Annotated in this window: 11 protein-coding genes and 1 pseudogene; 9 read left to right on the top strand and 3 right to left on the bottom strand. The window is 58.2% G+C overall.

Features of this window, described 5'->3' with window-relative positions:
* The first annotated feature begins 19 nt into the window (after positions 1-19).
* The 9 genes and pseudogenes from HWX53_RS11735 to HWX53_RS11770 form a co-directional block, all read left to right on the top strand.
* Positions 20-1,468, top strand: coding sequence for an ATP-binding protein (locus HWX53_RS11735; RefSeq protein WP_244140079.1), 1,449 nt, complete (start codon positions 20-22; stop codon positions 1,466-1,468).
* Positions 1,452-1,913, top strand: a complete 462-nt coding sequence (locus HWX53_RS27625; RefSeq protein ID WP_244140080.1) for a hypothetical protein — start codon at positions 1,452-1,454, stop codon at positions 1,911-1,913. Before HWX53_RS11735 ends, HWX53_RS27625 begins: the two co-directional genes overlap by 17 nt.
* Positions 1,914-2,088: 175 nt before the next feature.
* On the top strand, positions 2,089-3,000 hold the full coding sequence (locus HWX53_RS11740) for a hypothetical protein (protein ID WP_175941007.1): 912 nt from the start codon (positions 2,089-2,091) through the stop codon (positions 2,998-3,000).
* Positions 3,001-3,063: 63 nt separating this feature from the next.
* Positions 3,064-4,575, top strand: coding sequence for a hypothetical protein (locus HWX53_RS11745; RefSeq protein ID WP_175941008.1), 1,512 nt, complete (start codon positions 3,064-3,066; stop codon positions 4,573-4,575).
* The gene (locus HWX53_RS11750) at positions 4,556-5,248 is read left to right on the top strand and encodes a hypothetical protein (RefSeq protein WP_175941009.1); all 693 of its coding nucleotides are present in this window, start codon (positions 4,556-4,558) and stop codon (positions 5,246-5,248) included. The genes HWX53_RS11745 and HWX53_RS11750 overlap by 20 nt, the downstream gene beginning before the upstream one ends.
* Positions 5,249-5,643: 395 nt before the next feature.
* Positions 5,644-6,447 carry an H-NS family nucleoid-associated regulatory protein gene (locus tag HWX53_RS27900; RefSeq protein WP_175941010.1) on the top strand — a complete coding sequence of 268 codons (804 nt, stop codon included), beginning with the start codon at positions 5,644-5,646 and terminating at the stop codon, positions 6,445-6,447.
* 1,310 nt (positions 6,448-7,757) lie between these two features.
* Positions 7,758-8,231, top strand: a complete 474-nt coding sequence (locus HWX53_RS11760) for a transposase (RefSeq protein ID WP_175941011.1) — start codon at positions 7,758-7,760, stop codon at positions 8,229-8,231.
* Positions 8,232-8,309: 78 nt separating this feature from the next.
* Positions 8,310-8,561, top strand: coding sequence for an IS66 family insertion sequence element accessory protein TnpB (gene tnpB / locus HWX53_RS11765; protein ID WP_175941012.1), 252 nt, complete (start codon positions 8,310-8,312; stop codon positions 8,559-8,561).
* Positions 8,562-8,594: 33 nt separating this feature from the next.
* Positions 8,595-9,053, top strand: a pseudogene (locus HWX53_RS11770) (IS66 family transposase zinc-finger binding domain-containing protein); the annotation flags it as partial.
* Positions 9,054-9,121: 68 nt separating this feature from the next.
* Here HWX53_RS11770 and istB read toward each other — a convergent pair.
* The 3 genes from istB to HWX53_RS11785 are packed head-to-tail and all read right to left on the bottom strand — an operon-like array spanning position 9,122 to position 17,443.
* On the bottom strand, positions 9,122-9,871 hold the full coding sequence (gene istB / locus HWX53_RS11775) for an IS21-like element helper ATPase IstB (protein WP_279612491.1): 750 nt from the start codon (positions 9,869-9,871) through the stop codon (positions 9,122-9,124).
* Positions 9,795-11,141, bottom strand: coding sequence for a hypothetical protein (locus HWX53_RS11780; protein ID WP_175941013.1), 1,347 nt, complete (start codon positions 11,139-11,141; stop codon positions 9,795-9,797). The genes istB and HWX53_RS11780 overlap by 77 nt, the downstream gene beginning before the upstream one ends.
* Positions 11,138-17,443 carry an AAA domain-containing protein gene (locus tag HWX53_RS11785; RefSeq protein ID WP_175941014.1) on the bottom strand — a complete coding sequence of 2,102 codons (6,306 nt, stop codon included), beginning with the start codon at positions 17,441-17,443 and terminating at the stop codon, positions 11,138-11,140. Before HWX53_RS11785 ends, HWX53_RS11780 begins: the two co-directional genes overlap by 4 nt.
* Positions 17,444-17,457 lie beyond the last annotated feature (14 nt).

Consider the following 17,457-nt stretch of genomic DNA (forward strand, 5'->3'; position numbering starts at 1 on the left):
ACGACTTCCCACAGGCGCCATGCGCCTGTGGGTTGCGCCGTGGCATCGGATCACTAAAGTGTTCCGTTGCGCTGCCGTTAACGACTACGGAGGGGCAGAAAAGCCAGTCGTGACAGGTGAGAATGATGCATCGCAACGAGACCGGATCCCTTTTTGGAAGATGAAAAACAACAAAGCTCGTTTTCGCGTTAATTCCCGGCTGGCACACATTCTCAGCCAAGAGTACACCTCGAGTGAGAAGGCTCTCAAAGAGCTTGTGGACAACGCTTGGGACGCCGACGCAGAGCGTGTAACCATATCATTGCCAGAGCCGATGAGCGATGCGCCGATTGTCATCTCGGACGATGGAAGCGGCATGACCACAGCGGAGCTGAATAACCACTACCTCTCGATCGCGTCGGATCGCCGCGCAAGAAGTGGCGAGCGTACCGCCCGTAAGCAGCGGTTGGTCAAAGGGCGCAAGGGGATCGGCAAGTTCGCGGGACTGATGACAGCCTCGGTGATGACGCTTGAAACCTGCGCACGAGGGACAAGGACGAGCTTCACTCTGCGACTTCAGGATTTGTTAAGTGCTGACGACCTTGACCTGTTGGACCTAGAGCTCGTTACTGCTGTCTGCGACTCGACCGCACACGGGACGACGATTACTCTCAGCGACCTTGACCAGCAGTTGGCGTTTCCTAGTCCTCAGGGACTGAGGCAACTACTGTTGCAAGACTATGGTCGCGAAACTGATTTTGGCATCATTGTTGACGGGAAACCGCTTGGCGTTGACGACGTTGTCGGGACATTCAAGGACAGTACGTTTTCCGTACCGAATGTGGGGGAAGTCAAGCTTCGGTTCGCGATCGCAGAGAAAAAGTCGGTGTCACGTCTGCCTGGAATCGTGATACGTGTCGACGGAAAGGTTGTTGGGAAACCGTCTTTCTTCGGATTGGAGGAACGCGACGATTTCCCCCCGAAGCTTTTGAAGCGTCTCTACGGTGAGATAGATGCGGATGGACTTCGAGATCATGTCACCGCTGGTTGGGACAGCCTTATTGAGAATAGCGAGCTTCTGGAGCAGGTAAGAGAAGTCGTTGCGCCACTTGTTCTTCAGGCGTTCAAGGAAACGCACGGCAAGGAGCTACAGCTCGCTCATGCTCGGCTGAAGCGTGAAATCAAAGAACGGCTAGCTGCGCTTCCAGAAAACCGACGGGAATATGCCGAAACTGCAATCAGGAAGGTGCTCGACAAATTCTACGGCGAACCGCCGGAGAAAGTGGAGCCTTTCATCCATGTTCTGCTGGAGGCAATCGAGCGATCAGACTACGGTTCCGTGGTCAGGCACTTGGCGGAAGCGCGACGTAGAGATGTAGTCGCACTTGCCGAGGCGCTGGACGAGTTTGGTCTCGCCGACATGGCTTATCTCGTTGAGCAGGCGGGAGCACGTCGAGAATTTTTAGACAATCTTGAAGCGCATCGCTAAGGATGCGAGCACCATCGAAGCGCAGATGCACAGAGCCGTCGAGCGGAATCTTTGGATATTTGGCCCCGAGTATTCTATCTTCAGCTCGAACCAGACACTGCAGCGCCAGGTGGAGGACATGCTTGGCAAGAAGTTTACGGGAACACGTTCAAAAAAACGGCCTGACCTGCTGCTCAATGAGAATCTTAGTGGAGAGTGCTTGCTCATCGAGTTCAAACGACCATCGCACGCGTTAAATCGCGGCGACTACGAGCAAGCTACTCATTATAGACACGACTTGACGAAGCACATGGGCAAGAGGATTAAAGTGTTGTTGGTCGGTGGAGACCGTTCTTCCGACTACCCGACGAACAATACAGAGCCGGACGTTGTGGCGCATACTTTCCTGGACGTCATTGCAACAGCGAGACGTCAACTGGATTGGCAACTCCGACAGCAACGCTGACGCCTGGTGAGCCTCGTTTCTGAAGCAGAGTGAAGGTGCCGATGACCAGCACAAGGGTCAGCTTACTCCCACTTTTTGTATAGCGCGGAGGCTACCATCCCAATCAAAACGCTTTGCCCGCGCGTCAGCCGCGGCGAATTTTTCTTAATTACTATCGCTCCGCGCTTAACCATACATGTCTCGTTTGGGAATCGACCGTGCAACCGGGCAAATCTTCGAGGGAAAGGATCATCCGCGCTACCTCGCCGTACCTACGCCAGTCGTGTCGCAATGCAAGCTCATAGAAACCCCCTCTGATCTGTCCCAGCTACCGCTTGGGCTCGACAGTCATCCCTTCGGTTGGGTGTTTCGCGAGGAATCCTTCGACCCTGTGTCACGTGTAAGAAGGGGGCGGCTATATCAGAAGCTCGGGAACTCCGGCTGGGAACAAATGCTGGTTGATGCCAGCACGTTCGCTATTTCCGACTATTCGAGCAAACGGAACGATGGCCGCTTGTATAAGGAACTGTGCGTCTATGCTCAATGCTCCGAGCTTTTGGGGAGACCCGACAGAGGTGAGGGGCTGCGTTTGGCGATAGGTGTGGCCGGGTCGTTTTCAACCTGGCAGATACTGCAAACGGAGTCCACGGTCAGCCAGGATGTGCTAGTCACGCTTCGAGCAGAGTCGGCACTTGGCATAATGCCGTCGCTGCACGAGGCGCGGATTCACACCGAGAGCCTCCCCGCGGTAAAACGGGCCTACCAGCGCGTGCTAAACGCGGCGTATCGAGAATTGCCAACGTCAGTAGTAGACCAGTGTCGCAACCTCTGCGTCGTGTTGATCTCGAGATGGCTTTATCAACTGTCGGGAGATGCTTCGTTACTCGGGGAAGATCTAGCTCGATGCATCGGCGCGATTCAGCGTCACTTCGGCCAGGGCAGTCACGTCTTGCTACGTTCCGCGCTCGAGGTTGTGAACATGTTGCATCCGCGCGGCAAGGAGAACGAGCGGCATCGGCGTAACCTCCGCGAAGTCACTGAGGATGATGCGAACCTCGCGGTCCACGCAACCGGCTTCGTGCTCCGCGAAATTGACTGGGCGCTTTGAGCCGTTTGTCGACTCCGACCAGACCTCCATATGTTCGAAAGATATAAACCCGTCCGAGATTTGATGCGCTGCTACAGCATTGATGAATCGCTGGTCATTATCTGGCAGTTGTCGCGGCACGTTGTGGCCGGTGGCCCGGCGCCGTCGATCGATGGGGCGCCCGGAAAGGACCTAAGGAAGATTATTTTTCCCCATCAGCTTAGCCTTGTTTGTCGTGAGGTACTGCTGCACGGAACCATCGGGCGGGGAACACGGACGCTGTCCAACTGGCATGACCTAGAGAAAGCCTTCGGGGCAGTTCAGGCGTACTTGGAATACACGTCAGCAACCACGGAAGGCAACTTCCAGCTAGAACTGCATCGCATCGGGCAGCAGCAGTTGTCCTTACAGCGAAGACCTTCGCTGGGAAGGTTCATGCGATATGTCGCCTTGTACGAGAGCAAGGACGTCGCTGCCGTCCTTGAGCGCGCGATTGGCATCTCGGCGAGAGACTATACGTTTCTTGGCTTCATGACGTACACGCAGTTCGCCAAATCGCCGCGCTTCGTTACGAGTGTCGACCTGGAGAAGGCTGGCATTGACCATGAGACGAGAGATCGATTCTTCGAGCGTATGACCGGCTCTCTCTCGGCGACACGCGCCCAACTTCGAAAAAGCCAGCGGTTCGACCATACGTGGGCATACACGTTTGACACGCTTGACGACAGGCCGCTCGTCAATCTCGACCCGTTGTACCCCGAGAGGACCTATTGCCCGATGCCCGAGAGGATGCTGACCCGATTCACGGAAGGGACGTTCTATCTCTTGTTTCAGCAAAAGGGATTTGATGCGGCATTTGGCAAAGCGTTTGAAGAATATACAGCGGACGTTCTCCGAAGGACTTGCATGCCGTCGCGGGTGACAGTGCACGAAGAGATGCCCTTCATGGTTCGGGGGAATGTGCACCACGGTGTCGATTTCGTGCTGTCGGACATACATGCGAACGTTTTCGTTGAGTGTAAGACGAAGCGACTGGATCTGCGAGGCCGCATCGCATCTTCGGCTGAGGATCTCGACGCTCAGTTGACAATTCTCGCGGAAGCGATTGCTCAAAATTATCGGAATATAGTCCTTGCGTTGGATGGGAAATCGCATTGGGTCCGCAATTCCTTGCCGTGTGCGAATCTTGTAGTGACTTTGGAAGACTGGCTTCTGGTAAGCCCTGACGCGCACGATACGCTGGTAAGCAAGGTTCAGGCGATTCTCACGAGCAGGGGGTGCAATGCGGCTCTTCTGCGGCGGATTCCATTTGCTATTCTCTGCGCTGAAAAATTTGAAGTGTTTTGCTGTGCGATAGCCAAGCACGGTATCAAGGCTGTCGTGGACCCCTTGTTCGAAGAGTACCGAGGTCCTTGGACGCTTTCTGCACACCTTGAAACCGACTTTCGGGATGTTGCAGAATCGGCCAGCTCATTGTTTGCGGACGCCTTCGCGGAGTATGGGCGAAACATGGTGACGCCGGTAGTGAATTGGAAAGAAAATATATCAAAAGTGCTACCATTAAATATAAAAAACTATGTCAGAGAAGATGCCTAGGTTTCTGGTTGAATGTGCAAACGACCACGTTGAGCAGGTCAGGACTGCGCTCAAACGAGCTGTCGAGTACTGCATCGCAGAAAAGATATGGACAATCGCGGTGATTGTGCCGGCACTTCAGCATGTAGACTCCTCGACGGTCGGCAAGGTTTTAGGGGGTGAGAATGTCAAGGCAATGTCGCAAGGCAAAGTGCTCAAGGTTTCGGACTCTCAGGAGGTTTCGATGGCACTCACGCCTGCGGCCAAGGCGGCTAACGCGGATACTGGTTCCCTCTTACTCGCAGTACATCTTGACGAGTCTGATATTGGGAAGGTAGATGATCATTCTCGAGCTTCAGCGATTGTCTACTGCCCATGGACCGAAGACGCGGGGAGACTGTGGCTCAGGACCTGGCAACCCACATTCTGGGGAACCCAGACGTGGAAGGTGCCTCCGCTGGGACTCAGTCCTGCAGTTGAGGCTGCGCTGAAAAGTATCCATACGGTCGTGAACGTGTCGAGCGGTCTGACGCACACATCTGACAAGGCATTTGCTGCGAGCCGATTCAAGGCGCTCGGGAAGCAGGGTGAACTCTTCGAGCTGGATGATCTCCGCATCTGGGCCCTTCGTCATGGTTGGAAGCAAAGCGGTGCGAAAGCATTAGTCAAGGTCGCCGCCAAGTATGCAAACTGACCGTCGACCTGACTTGATCTGTTGGCAACTTCCCGGCCCGTTGATTGTTCGAAATGAGGGCGCGGCCTTCGGGCATGAGGTGTGATGGGATAAGGAAGCGCCGACCCACGGTCGAGCCGCTTGGAGCCTCCTTCGACGGCGCAGTTGATCGAGAAAGGGTTGTGGCGTTGTCGCAAGTGCGATGTAAGTGTTTGCTGCGTCTTTCAGGTCACCCCTACGATTTCATGCTCTGATTTCTCAGTTCCTTGTCAAATGACGGGGCAGTCTAATGGTTGGTGCAATCACATGAATTCCTCGATTAAATCGAGCGCGGTCCCACAAACGCTCCTAAACGACTGACATTTCGCAGAATGGTGTGGCATAGTGCGACCATCGCATACATAAGGAGGGGTGCTATGGCAACGCTGAGCGAAATTCAGGCAAAGATACAAAAGCTACAGGAGCAGGCAGCGGAAATTGCCAAGAAGCAATCGTCCAAGGTGCTCGCAGAGATTCGAAGTCTGATGGACAAACATGGCGTGACGATTGCCCATATTGAAAGCTATGGCAAATCGGGTCGAGGTCAGAAGGCGCCGTCTTCGCAGTTGTCTGCGAAACACGCAGGAGCTGAGAAATATCGCGATCCAAAAACCGGGGCGACGTGGACTGGTCACGGCCGCGCGCCAGCGTGGATTGCGAACGCCAAGAACCGGAATCGCTTCTTGATCGATGCTGATACGACCACTCCGCCGGTCGCCGCATCGAAGCAACCGAAAGCTGGGAACTATGTGCGCGGACCGCAGGCTCCGAAGTATCGCGACCCCGAAAGTGGGGCGACCTGGAGTGGCCGTGGTAAAGCTCCAGCATGGTTAGCCAGCGCCAAAGACCGAACAAAATTTCTTATCGACAAGCTTACTGAGGCGCCTGAGGTGTCCGACGCCGCTCCGGGGAAGAAGACCGCCGCTAAGAAAGGAGCTTCGTACAAGGCCGGGGCGAAGAAGGCGGTGACAAAGAAGGTTGCCAGTAAAAAGGTAGCGACGAAGAAGCCGGCCGCAAAGAAAGCAGCCTCGAAGACGGCCACCGTGAAGAAGGTGGCAGTGAAGAAGAGTGCAGTTGCTGGCAAGAAGGTGCCGGCGAAGAAAGCGCCGACGACTGCAGAGGTCACGCCGTCGACTGCTGAGCAGGGAAGCGCTGAGGCGAATTCGACGGCGACGGCTTGAGCCGCACTTCGGAGTCGTCTGTGGCTGAACAGGGAGTGGCCGCCCTGATCATAGATATGGATCGCACGACGGTTCAGGCCGATCCAGCATCACGGCCGGTCCCGACCCAAGAGCCAGCGGATTTAGGAAATACCCATCTTTGCAGTGAACAGCAATCCATGCGATTCCCGAGCGTCTTGCTGACTGCGTGAGTCTCGTCTGTGCACGCGGCGAACGGCTCCGAAGCGATTCTAACGGGAATTCGTATTGGTACAAAATTCTTTGCCAGAAGTGTTTTAAAAAAACACTCATCGAATAAAGGAAGATTTCGTTGGAATGAAATCGCAGGGCGAATTTTGGCTCGATCTTCGATTGGCGATTAAGCAATTTTGGTGTTATACATCGATAGTCACGCGTCGGCCGAGCACCGAGCCGCCCGACGTTAATGCCGCTTCTTCCGACTGAAGAGCTTCGGCGGTGACCTCCAGCATGGACGGGTGCGACCGGTGGCGCGCTGGGGAAATCGGACTACCACGGGGGTAGGTTGAAATAGTCCGGGCGGTGGCGAATAGAGAGCCGCGACCTCAAAGTCTGTCGGAGCCATTTCAGAACGAGATGGTGGAAGGGGAACCTGCGGTGTCTGGCAGGGGCCCCGGCTATTCCTAGCTACCCTAAAGGAAGATATGCTCACTAAGGATCCGCTTCCGTGAGCGTGTGCTTCTATTCTCGATTGAGCTTGTTTCTTTTAACGTGTGCGCAATCTCAAGAGCATATGCTTGCGTAAGGATATGCTTCCCCCTGGTTGCGTGCATCATCAAAGGCCGCTGCGCGGCTGGCAGCCAGGAGAGGATGCTTGCAGCGAGCGTCCATCTCCCGTTGGCGGCAAGCGCATGCATTTGGTGACGGGGCGCGTGTGCCTCATCACCGGTCTGCTCCGAGGGCCAGTGTCGTGCATGTTTCGCCTGGGGGCACTGCGTAGCTGGCGGCCAACGAGCGGATGTCTGCGTCGCGCATGCAACTCGCGTTGCCGACTGGCATCCCGGGGAATGGCGCCGCGGTGTACGCTGTCATCGGTGCTCTCGCGTGATCTGCTGTGCGGAGTGTGATTCGGTCCTCTCGCTGCTGGCCCGGCGCTCAACTTCGCGTCGATGCCAGCCTCGTGCTCGATCGCTCTCTCGTGGCGGCATGCGCCGTCGGTGCGCTCTTGGCAATACGAGTGAGAGTTTTCCGCTACCGTAGTTCAAGGGTAAGCGCGCAGAAATGGACGTCTGGAACTGTTTGATCTGAGCGCGCAGGCTATGTCCACTGTTTCGAATCAGTGGACACCTTTCATGACAGAAGAGCACTCAGAAACGACCGGGTTGAAGGTCGTCAACGTTGGTCGGGACGGCAAGCGCAGATATGATCGGCAAACCAAACAGAAGTTGGTGGAAGCGTGTCTTGAGCCGGGCGCTTCGGTCGCCGGACTCGCACTCAAGCATGGAGTCAACGCCAACTTGCTACGCAAGTGGATCAAGCTGCATCAGCAGCGACTGGCTGGCACGTCCCTAAAGCCGGCGCCGACTGGCACCGCTTTCGTTCCGGTAGTCGAAGTCGATAGTCACGAAGCGGTGGTTGCGCCCGCATCCACGAAGGCACACCGCCACACCCCCGCAGCAAGGACGTCATCGCCCACTTCGGCGCGGTTGATGGTGCAGATGCCCAACGGCGTCACACTCCGGTTTGAATGCACCAACAATGACGCGCCGTTGCTATCGGCCATGATCGAGACGCTTGGACGGTGCGATGTTCCGCCTGGACGATGAACTGAAAGTCTATGTGCATCGTGACGCCGTGGACTTCCGCAAGAGCATCAACGGTCTCGCAGCCATCGTCGAGCGTCAATGAAGCTCGATCCATTCGCGCGTGCGGTTTATGTGTTCAGCAATCAGCGGCGCGACCGCATCAAGATGCTGCTGTGGGACCGTAACGGCTTCTGGCTTCTCATGAAACGCCTCGAGCAGGACCGCTTCGTATGGCCGCGCAAGGAAGCGGTGCTCATGCTGCGAACAGAGCAACTTCACTGGCTACTGGACGGCATCGACATCGAAGCGATGCGCGCGCATCCGAGGCGTTATTATCAGCGCGTGACCTGAAACGAGAACCGGCATCGCTGGTCTAATTCAGCGATGCCGCCATCATCCTCTTCTTCTACCGACGAACTGCAGGCGCTGCGCGCAGAACTCGCTGCCATGAAGGGCGAGTTGCGTGTGGTGACAGTCGAACGCGATTTGTTGCGCGAGAGACTTAAGGCCTATCAGCGGCAGTTGTTTGCTTCCAGGAGCGAAGTGCGCGGTGCTGAGCAACGCGACCTCTTCCTGAACGAAGCAGAAGCCCTCGCAACGGGATGCGAGCCGGCGCAACAGGCCGAAACTGAACAGAGCGTCGAAGTCGGCGCGCATGAACGCAGGAAGCGTGGGCGCAAACCGTTAGACCCGATGCTGCCTCGCGAGGTCGTGCGCCATGAGTTGCCCGAATCAGAACGCGTCTGCGCACACGATGGCCACGCACTGGTCGAGATCGGCGCCGAGATCAGCGAGCAACTCGATATCGTGCCGCAGCAGGTTCGCGTTGTTGCCTTTCGCCGTAAAGGGGCCGGGTGTTTTCGGCGTAATGGCGCCAGCGAAGGGCGCCTGATTCGGGGCTCGAACGGGGATCAAGAATCCTTGTTTTTACCTCCTTTCGCAAGTGCTGATTTGTTGGTCTCGGGCATCGGGCGTGGAACACGGTAGCTCTCGCCGTCGAGCACGACGCGGTATGCCGCGTGTCGCAAGCGATCAAGCGTTGCAGCGCCGAGCATTTTGTTTGTCGCGAACGCATCACCCCATTCCGTAAAATCAAGATTGCTGGTTAGCACGGTGGATGTACGTTCGTACCGTTCGGCGATCAGATCGTGGAAGTCTTCATCTTCGGGCGTGCGCATGGGTTTCAGCCCGAAATCGTCAATGATGAGTAGCGGTACCTTGGCAAGCGCCTGGAAGCGCCGGTCGTAGGAGCCGACGGCTTGCGCATTGCGTAGCGCGCCGAGAAGCCGGGTCTGGGTCATGAACAGGACATCGTGACCTTGCCGGGCGGCGGAGTGGCCCAGTGCCTGCGCCAGATGGCTTTTGCCCGTTCCACACGGACCGGCGATTAGCACGCTGACCTTCTCATCGATGAAGCGGCAGGTCGCCAGATCATGGACGACGGCGCGATTAAGGTTGCGCAGCCGGTCGAAGTCGAAACCTTCCAGTGTCTTCTGGCCACGTATGTCGCATGGCAGTGCGCAAGGGACGCCGTCTAATGCGCGCTTACGTTCAAGGTCGAGCAGCCAGTTTGCTTCTGTCCGATTAGCGTAGCGAGTGTTGCTTTTCGACTGATACGGTCTCGGTTCCCGAGTCTCCGATGACTTTGAGTGGGATCTCACCTACACCCATTGCGCGCTCAATGAGCAAACTATCGCCTTCGGCAACGAGGAACTCTTGGAGTCGGCCAAAATCCCCGCACCAAAGCATTTCGACGTCTTTGTCGCGGGCGACATCGCGATTTGCGGATAGCGCTACAGCGCGAACTTGTAGTCGGCTCGACTTTGCTTGTCCACCGACTTCCACACCGTAACCAGGCAAGGCTGGGTTCTTAAGGACGACGCGGCCATCGCGCGCCCACGCGGTCTCCATGCCGTCGTTGACCTCGTACCCGAGACGCGCCAAGCCCGCTAGAATTGCGTCGCGGCGTGCGTGCGCCGCTTGGCGTTGCTGCTCTTGCGCAACGAGGTTCTTGCATTGCTCGGCAAGCTGCGTAATCGCCTGCAATGATGTTGCGGGGCCGCACTGCTGAACACGGGCAAGCAGAGTTGTGGCTTCGGTGGACGCGTTTGCGCCGATCTCAGCCGCGAGCTCTTGCAGTTCTTCGATCGCTGAACGATGTGCACGAGACGTATCCACAGCGCTAGAGAGGTCGAGTATCAGACTATCGAGCAAGAGGTTACGACGCTGTTCGTTTGCCTCGGTCTCGATCGAGCGCAATTTGGCCGCAAATTTTGCGACATCAGCGTCTTCAAGGAACACTTGCGCTTCGGCAACCTGGCGGTCGACACGGTCGTAAAGAAGGTTGTTCGAGCGCGAAAGTTTCGTCGCTTTCCACTCGCCAAAGTCTTGAGCCGTATCGTCGCCCAACAGGCTACTCGCCAGCTTTTGCTGCGCCTCGCTGATAGTCTGCGATGACTCCGGTACGAGAAGGCTGAATCCCTGAGCGAGCAGCGTATCCGCGTTTGCGACATCCTCGCCCGATGCGATGAGGTCGAGCTTTGAAGCGAGTTCCTGCGGCACCACGATGCCTTTGGACTTGAGCGCGCCCATGAGGGTCGTCGCGCTATCGCGTCCCTGCCTTCTACGCTTTGCCGCCTGTTCCGCTTTCTCGATCGCAGCACGTTGCCGCCGTGTGACGTCTGCCTTCAGGAACGCGATTTCGTCTGGAACCTTCTTCTGCAGTTCCATGAAAGCATCCTTGGCAATCAATGCACCGAGTGCCTTTCGACGCTCGTGAGTAGCTACAATCTCCTCAGCCGAAAGCTCTTTAATACGCTGCCCTGATGCTGTCCATGCGGCAATCACCTCATCGAGCCGGTGAAGATGTGCTTCGCAGATAGCAAGAACCTCCTCGCGCGTGACGATTCGAACTACTTTCGGCCCACTCATGCTGCTACCTCCGTTTTCAGGGCGGCGTCAATCGCGGCCTTCAGACGAGCTTTTTCTGCCGCTGGATCGTGATACCACGCTTGCGATGAAACGCGGTGCAGTGTTGGTATGGCCCGCCGCAGAACGGACGGTCGCCAGATTTCACGTGCCCGAGCTCTTTGGAGCAGGTGGTGGCGCGGGGCGTCACATTCAATGCCGATGGCGTACAAGCCGGTTTCCAGGTCAGCGATCGCGAAGTCAAGGCCAAAGGCGTCGCCTTCCTGAGCGATAACGGGCGACAGTCCAAGCCCACGCAGATACTCGAGGACATCCGTTGCAAAGCCGTCGGTATCGCCGCTTTCCTGCAATTTCAAATGAGCGCGTTCGCTGCTCATCCGGGCAAGAAGCGCCCGGCCGGTCGGCAGTTCCCCATTGGACATTGCACGCGCATACTCCAGATAGCCTTGAAGGTAATCGCGCGGGATGGCCGGCTTGCGCTTGGTGTTGAGCATGTCGGAGATATCCCGGATGGGCATCGATGTGACAAGCACGACCTTCTGTCGAGCCCGAGTCACAGCGACGTTCAGGCGACGTTCACCGCCTTTTTGTCCAAGCACGCCGAAGAATCGCTTAAACGCGCCTTGACTGTTGCGGCCAAACGTAGTGGAAAAGACAATGACATCACGCTCATCGCCCTGGACGTTTTCTACGTTCTTGACGAACACGCCCATGTCTTCGCCACCGTCGGAGCGATCGCTCTCTTCGCGGTAGGCATTTCGGAACTCCTCGTCCTCTTCGGCACGTATCTCCAGTCGTTCCTGGATGAGGCTGGCCTGCTTAAGATTGAACGTAACGACACCGACTGAGGGACGTTGATCGTAAGGCAGCTTCCAGAGTGCCGCGAGGTACTCGACCACGCGATCCGCCTCGTCGGAATTCGTCTGCCGTTCATAGATACCGTTCACCGCAATCAATTCCAGCGGCTTGACTTCCCGGATCGTCGCTTCAGGATGCCGGACCGGCACGCTGAGCTCGTTGTCGTAGAACGCCGCGTTCGAGTAACCAATCAATTCACGATAGGCAGAGCGATAGTGAATCTGCAACGTGGTAACGGGCAGGGAACTGCGTGCCAGTTGGAGCAGGTCGGGGCAGTCCTTAATCTCCCGTCGGTTCCAGGTGTCTTCGAAGAGTTCGCGTTCTTCCTCGGTAGCGTCCTCATCAGGCTGCTCGCCGTCGTAAATCTCGGTCTCGTCGTTGTCCGTGCGCCCCGAGAAGAACTTGGCTGGCGGCATCTGCTTTTCGTCACCGCTCACCACGGAGACACCGCCCCGGAAGAGCGTCGGGATGGCGTACTCGACCGGCATCTGTGATGCCTCATCGTAGACCACTGAGTCGAACAGATTCGACTTAAGCGGCAATACGCGGCTAGCCACGTCAGGATTCATCATCCAGACCGGGCGCAATGCCATCAGGCCAAGACCGGCACCAAGTTCAATAAACTCCCGCAGGCGACGGGACCGTCGGCCGCTCAGTCGGGTGACGGCCTCCCAGTCACGCACCGATCCAAGCTTGCTGCGGTCAATCCCGTTGCGAAGCACCTCGCGATTGAGGCGACGCATTTCTTCGTCGGCGCCCGCCAAGCCTTCAACCTTTACAGCCGTCTCAGTCTGGTCGAGAAGCAGTTCTGGGTTCTCTTGCTCGAAGCGACGCTTCCAGCCTAGGCGTGCCTCGCGGTTGATGAGGCGCCGCACCTCCCAATCAAGATCTTCGGACGGAACACTCGCGAGAGCCGCCTCGTGGGTTCGCATCACTGCGAACACCTCAAGAGCTTGCGCATTGACGTGCTTTGAACGCGTGCGGAACTGCTGATATGCGGCCAGCGTCGCGAGCGCGTCATTGATACGGTTTAGGGGCGCCTGGTAGCTCACGTTCTCTGAAATCGCGCGGCGACAGGCATCAGCCAGTTCTGGCGAGACCCATTCCTCGAGTCCACTCAGCGCGTTAAAGCCGTGCTGGCGGGCGTTGTAACGAACGAAGGCTGTTTCAAAGCCGTCGAGCAGCTGTTTCACGGGAGCCTGGTCGCCCGTCATCACCGCCGAATCGAATTCGTCTCCACGCGGGGCAATCGAAATATGCTGGGCGAGCTCGCGCACCTCTTCGAGCTGGCGCAGGCGGGTACGGCATTCTTCGGTGAGTGTCGGCCCGCATGCCGGTTCTACCGTGTCCAGGTGCAACGAGCGGCTGGTGGCGTTCAACGCCTCGCGTTTCGGACGCCATTGCTGCTCAAGGCGTGCGGCGGCCAGAAGCACACGAAGCGCATCGTCAGTCGTTGGAGCACCACAGCTCGCAAGGTACTTTTTAAGCCCGCCCCGTCTGATGTAAGTTGCGGGGTTGAGTCGACTGAAAAACGTCGGCACTCTGGTTGCCAGTGCCGCCCGTGCTTCGATGTCGTTGAGCTCTGCATTGGCCAACTGCGCGAGCGCCGGCGATAGCGTCTTGTCGAAGGCGGCACCATCGATTGCCAGCAACTCCTCATGGAGTTGTTTCAGCGCGGCGTAGTGCTCATGGCCAGGTGCGTCGGCCTTGTCGGCCGGTCGGAACAAGGGCAACCATTGGGCGAGACGCTTGCGCTGCGTTTCGTCGAGGCTCACGAGGCGGCCTGCGTTCGCATCGAGCCAGGCTCGATACGGTGCGGGGTCGTCGACATCGAAGCGAGCCGGATGGGCGGCGAGGGTGTCGACACGTAACTGCTCGGCCTCGCGGAAGCTCGCGAATATGGCGTTGAATTCCTCGATTGTTGCAGGATCGGTCGCAAACGATTTCAACTGGGCAAGCGCGCTGCCTTCGAACTTGGCCGGGAGCCAATAACGCGCGAGCGGGGCGCACTGCTCCTCGAGCGTCGTCAGCGCTGAAATGTCCAGTCCGGCGAGCTTTGCTCGAAGCTGCGGCACGCTAACAGGCGCGGAGCCGGCCTCAAGCTGAATCAACTCCCCGAGTAGGGCGCGATAGCTCAGACCTGTCGAGTCGTCTACGCGATGGAGCGCTTGATGTTGTCGGTCGAGTTCGCCTTCCAGCGTTTCGATTCTCGCTGCCATGCGCTCGCGTTGACGCACCCAGGTATTGTCAAATGACGAACCCCGAATGATGGCGTCAAGCTGCTCTCGGACAGCTCTGATCGTCGGTTCCCGGTCCTTGTTCACGTCATTGACCATGACTATGCGGTCGCCGAGCCCTTCCGCAACAAGCCGCTTATGTACCACCTCCAGTGCAGCGTGCTTCTGGCACACGATCAGAAGGCTCTTACCGCGTCCAATCGCGTCCGCAACCATGTTGACAATGGTTTGGCTCTTCCCGGTTCCGGGAGGGCCTTCGACGAGCAGACCTGGGCCTTGCCGGGCCTGCATGACTGCAGATTCCTGCGACGGGTCGCTGGCGACGGTCAGAAAGCGCTCGATTTCGATGGCTGACGCTTCGGGCGCCTCGTAGGCCGACTTGTCTTTGAGACGGAGCATCGATTCGAGCGCGGTCCCGGAGGGCGACAAGACCTTCAACTGGCGTAGGTCTTCACCGATGGCCTGGCCCGCGAAGTCCACGTGGAAGAGGACGCCGGCACACGCAATCCGCAGTTCGCCCACCGGCACGTCGGCCGTGGGAGAAGGCAGGGCGCCGAGTTGGCGGCGATCTGGACTTGCCAGCAATCCGAAGGCGTCGACCACATCGGCAACCTTGAGCGCGGACCGTCCGAGCACGTCGTCTGCTGCGGCCCGCCATGCCTTGACCGAGTCCCGCCCGAGCAACCCTTCGAGCGCCGGGTTCAGCCGCACTTCCTCTCGCTCTCCGTCGAATGCCAGTGCAACCTGACCGCGAGCGCCAAGCTCCATGAGCAGCTTGACCGGCCAGAGCAAAACGGGAGCAATGCGCGGGCGTGAGCTGCTCCGACCATCCTTGTAGTGCAGGAACGGGAAACCGAGGTAGAGGCCGTCAATGCCGGTATCCCGCTTGTAGAGAGATGTTTGTCTGTACAGCGTATTCAGCCGATTCTCCAGCGTCGCATTGGCGCCCAAAACAGCAGGGTCTACCGAGACCGACTGCGCATTGCGCTGTAGCAGGTGCTCCAGCAGCGCGGCGCTCGAGTAACGCTCGCCGTTCAACTCGTGGACATCAACCCGGCCGGTCGTCTTGCCGATGGTCATTCGCACCAAGGGGCCGCGCAACACAGTGGTCGCGACTTTCTTTTCGAAGAACTCCAGGATTTGTGAGACGTACTGCTGCTTTTGGGGCTCCAGCCACTGCTCCGCAGGCACCGAGAGCAGGACAAGCACCTCGTGCAACGGCAAGCGGCGCTCAAGGCGGAAATGTTCAGCCCACTCGTCAATAGACTGATTGCCCGTCCGAGCGAAACCCGCGATCCGGTCGTCAACCTTCCGGAAGAGCTCCGTGCGGGAGAGCGCAAGCTCAGCCCGAGCCGCCTCCCGGTCGAACGCAAGAACTTGTTCCCGCTCAGCAACATCAGCGGCCTGGTTGAGAATCTCTTCGACCGACCGAAACTGCGAGATCTTTGCGCTCAAAAGAACGATGAGGTCTTCTTCGCTGACAATTCTGCGTTCCGAGAGCGACAAGAGGCCCGAATGAGTGGAGTCAGGCAGAAGGAGCCGTCGCTCTTCCCATTGCGCCGCTAGTTGAGCCCGCGAAGTGGAGAGCACCGCGATGCGCGCCATGTCTTCATCGAGCTCGATGGCGTGGTTGTGTGCTCGCGTGCGGACTTCCTCGGCCCGGCGCCGAAGGCGCGAGAGCCACGTCTCTGTGTGCAGCCGCTCAAGGAACGAGGGCACCGCGCCCGTCACGAGGTCATAGCCTTCGAGCGGGTTTCGAAGTAGCCATCCGGGCGTGACGATGTCGCCACGCAGGATAAGTGGCATTTCCGGGTTCAGAAGCTTGAGTGCGATCATCAGACGGCAGTCGTCGTCAACGCCGTCAAGTTGCGCAGCCTGACGCAGGCCGGCGAGCTCCTTAGACGGAACGCCAGCTTCTTCCGCCCAGGTGACGATTACGCCACGATTCAGGTGATCGCGGGCTTCGTCCCAGTTCTCGCGTTCCGCAGCCGCGAGTGCAAACACGGTGGGCTTGTGATACTGCCGTGAGCCGAGTGAGATGCTTGCGCCTTCAGCCGTATCAGCCTCGGAAGTCGTCGCAGATGGCGCGTCGACTTGCTTGCCTTCGAGCCAGGCCTTGACCTGCGCCCACTGCCATCGCTGATGGCGATCGCGTGCAAGCAAACCGCGTAGGAGAAGGTGAAGAGCGGGGTCGAGGTCGTCTGGTAACGTGACCCCGTTCGCCAGGACGTGAATCAGAAACGCGCGTGGGTTGATACCCTCGAAGCATTTACCCTCTGTCAGCTGCTCGAGCAGGATCATGCCGAGGCTCCACCAGTCGGACGCAGCAGCAACGCCGCCGGCGATGGCTTCGGGCGCCATGTAGCGAGTCGTCTCGAGCGGCGAGACGATGTCGAGGTCGAATTCCGACAACCGTGCCGACCCGAATCCGCTGATCACAAGATCGAGCGGCTCCCGACTGCGCACAAGCAACGTGCCCGGCCGCATGTCGCGATGCCGCAGACCAGCCTCGGAGAAAGAGTTGAGCGCCTGTCCGAGTTCGTCCACGACATGGCGAATTGTCGCCATGTCCCGCATCGCGATACCCACGTCGGCAAGCGTGCCGCCGCTGAGCTCTTCGGCGACTTCATAAGCCCGCGTATTCCAACGACCGGTCGCGATGATTTCAGGGACGTGCTCGCGCGGAAGGCGACGGACGACGTCGTATACTGATGGGTCTGGCTCCGCACCGTCGCGGTAGAGCGTCAGCACCGCCTGTCGGTTGGTATCGCAGTGCTGCACTACATAGCGCTCTCGCACGCCGTCGGTATTGGAAATTTGCCTGAGGAGCCGCCATCCCTCGATTTGCGTCTCGGTCGTCTCGGGCAACGGCGTTGTTTCGTCTCCGACATCGCGCTCGGCTTCGTCTGCGTCCCGGTCATCTGTGGCCGTCGCGGGGGCGGCCCCGCATTCAAGGCACATCAGGTCACCCTCATTCATTGGGTGCCCGTTTGTGCACAGAAGTTGCGGCCTGACCTGCGCCGGGCGGTCAGCTTCGTTGTTGTCGTTGTTTGCGTGTTCAGCTGTGACGACCTCCTGCGGTCGCCAACCCGGCGCTCGAATCGGCAGGCTGGACAAGTCCCAGTTGCACTTGGCCTCGGCGACGGTGCCTGCGCAGAACCATTCCTCTACAGACCGCTCGGTCTTGCAGTTCGGGCAAAAACGCATCATTGCTGATATTTCCT

This window comes from Caballeronia sp. BCC1704 (assembly GCF_902833455.1).
Classification (GTDB): domain Bacteria; phylum Pseudomonadota; class Gammaproteobacteria; order Burkholderiales; family Burkholderiaceae; genus Caballeronia.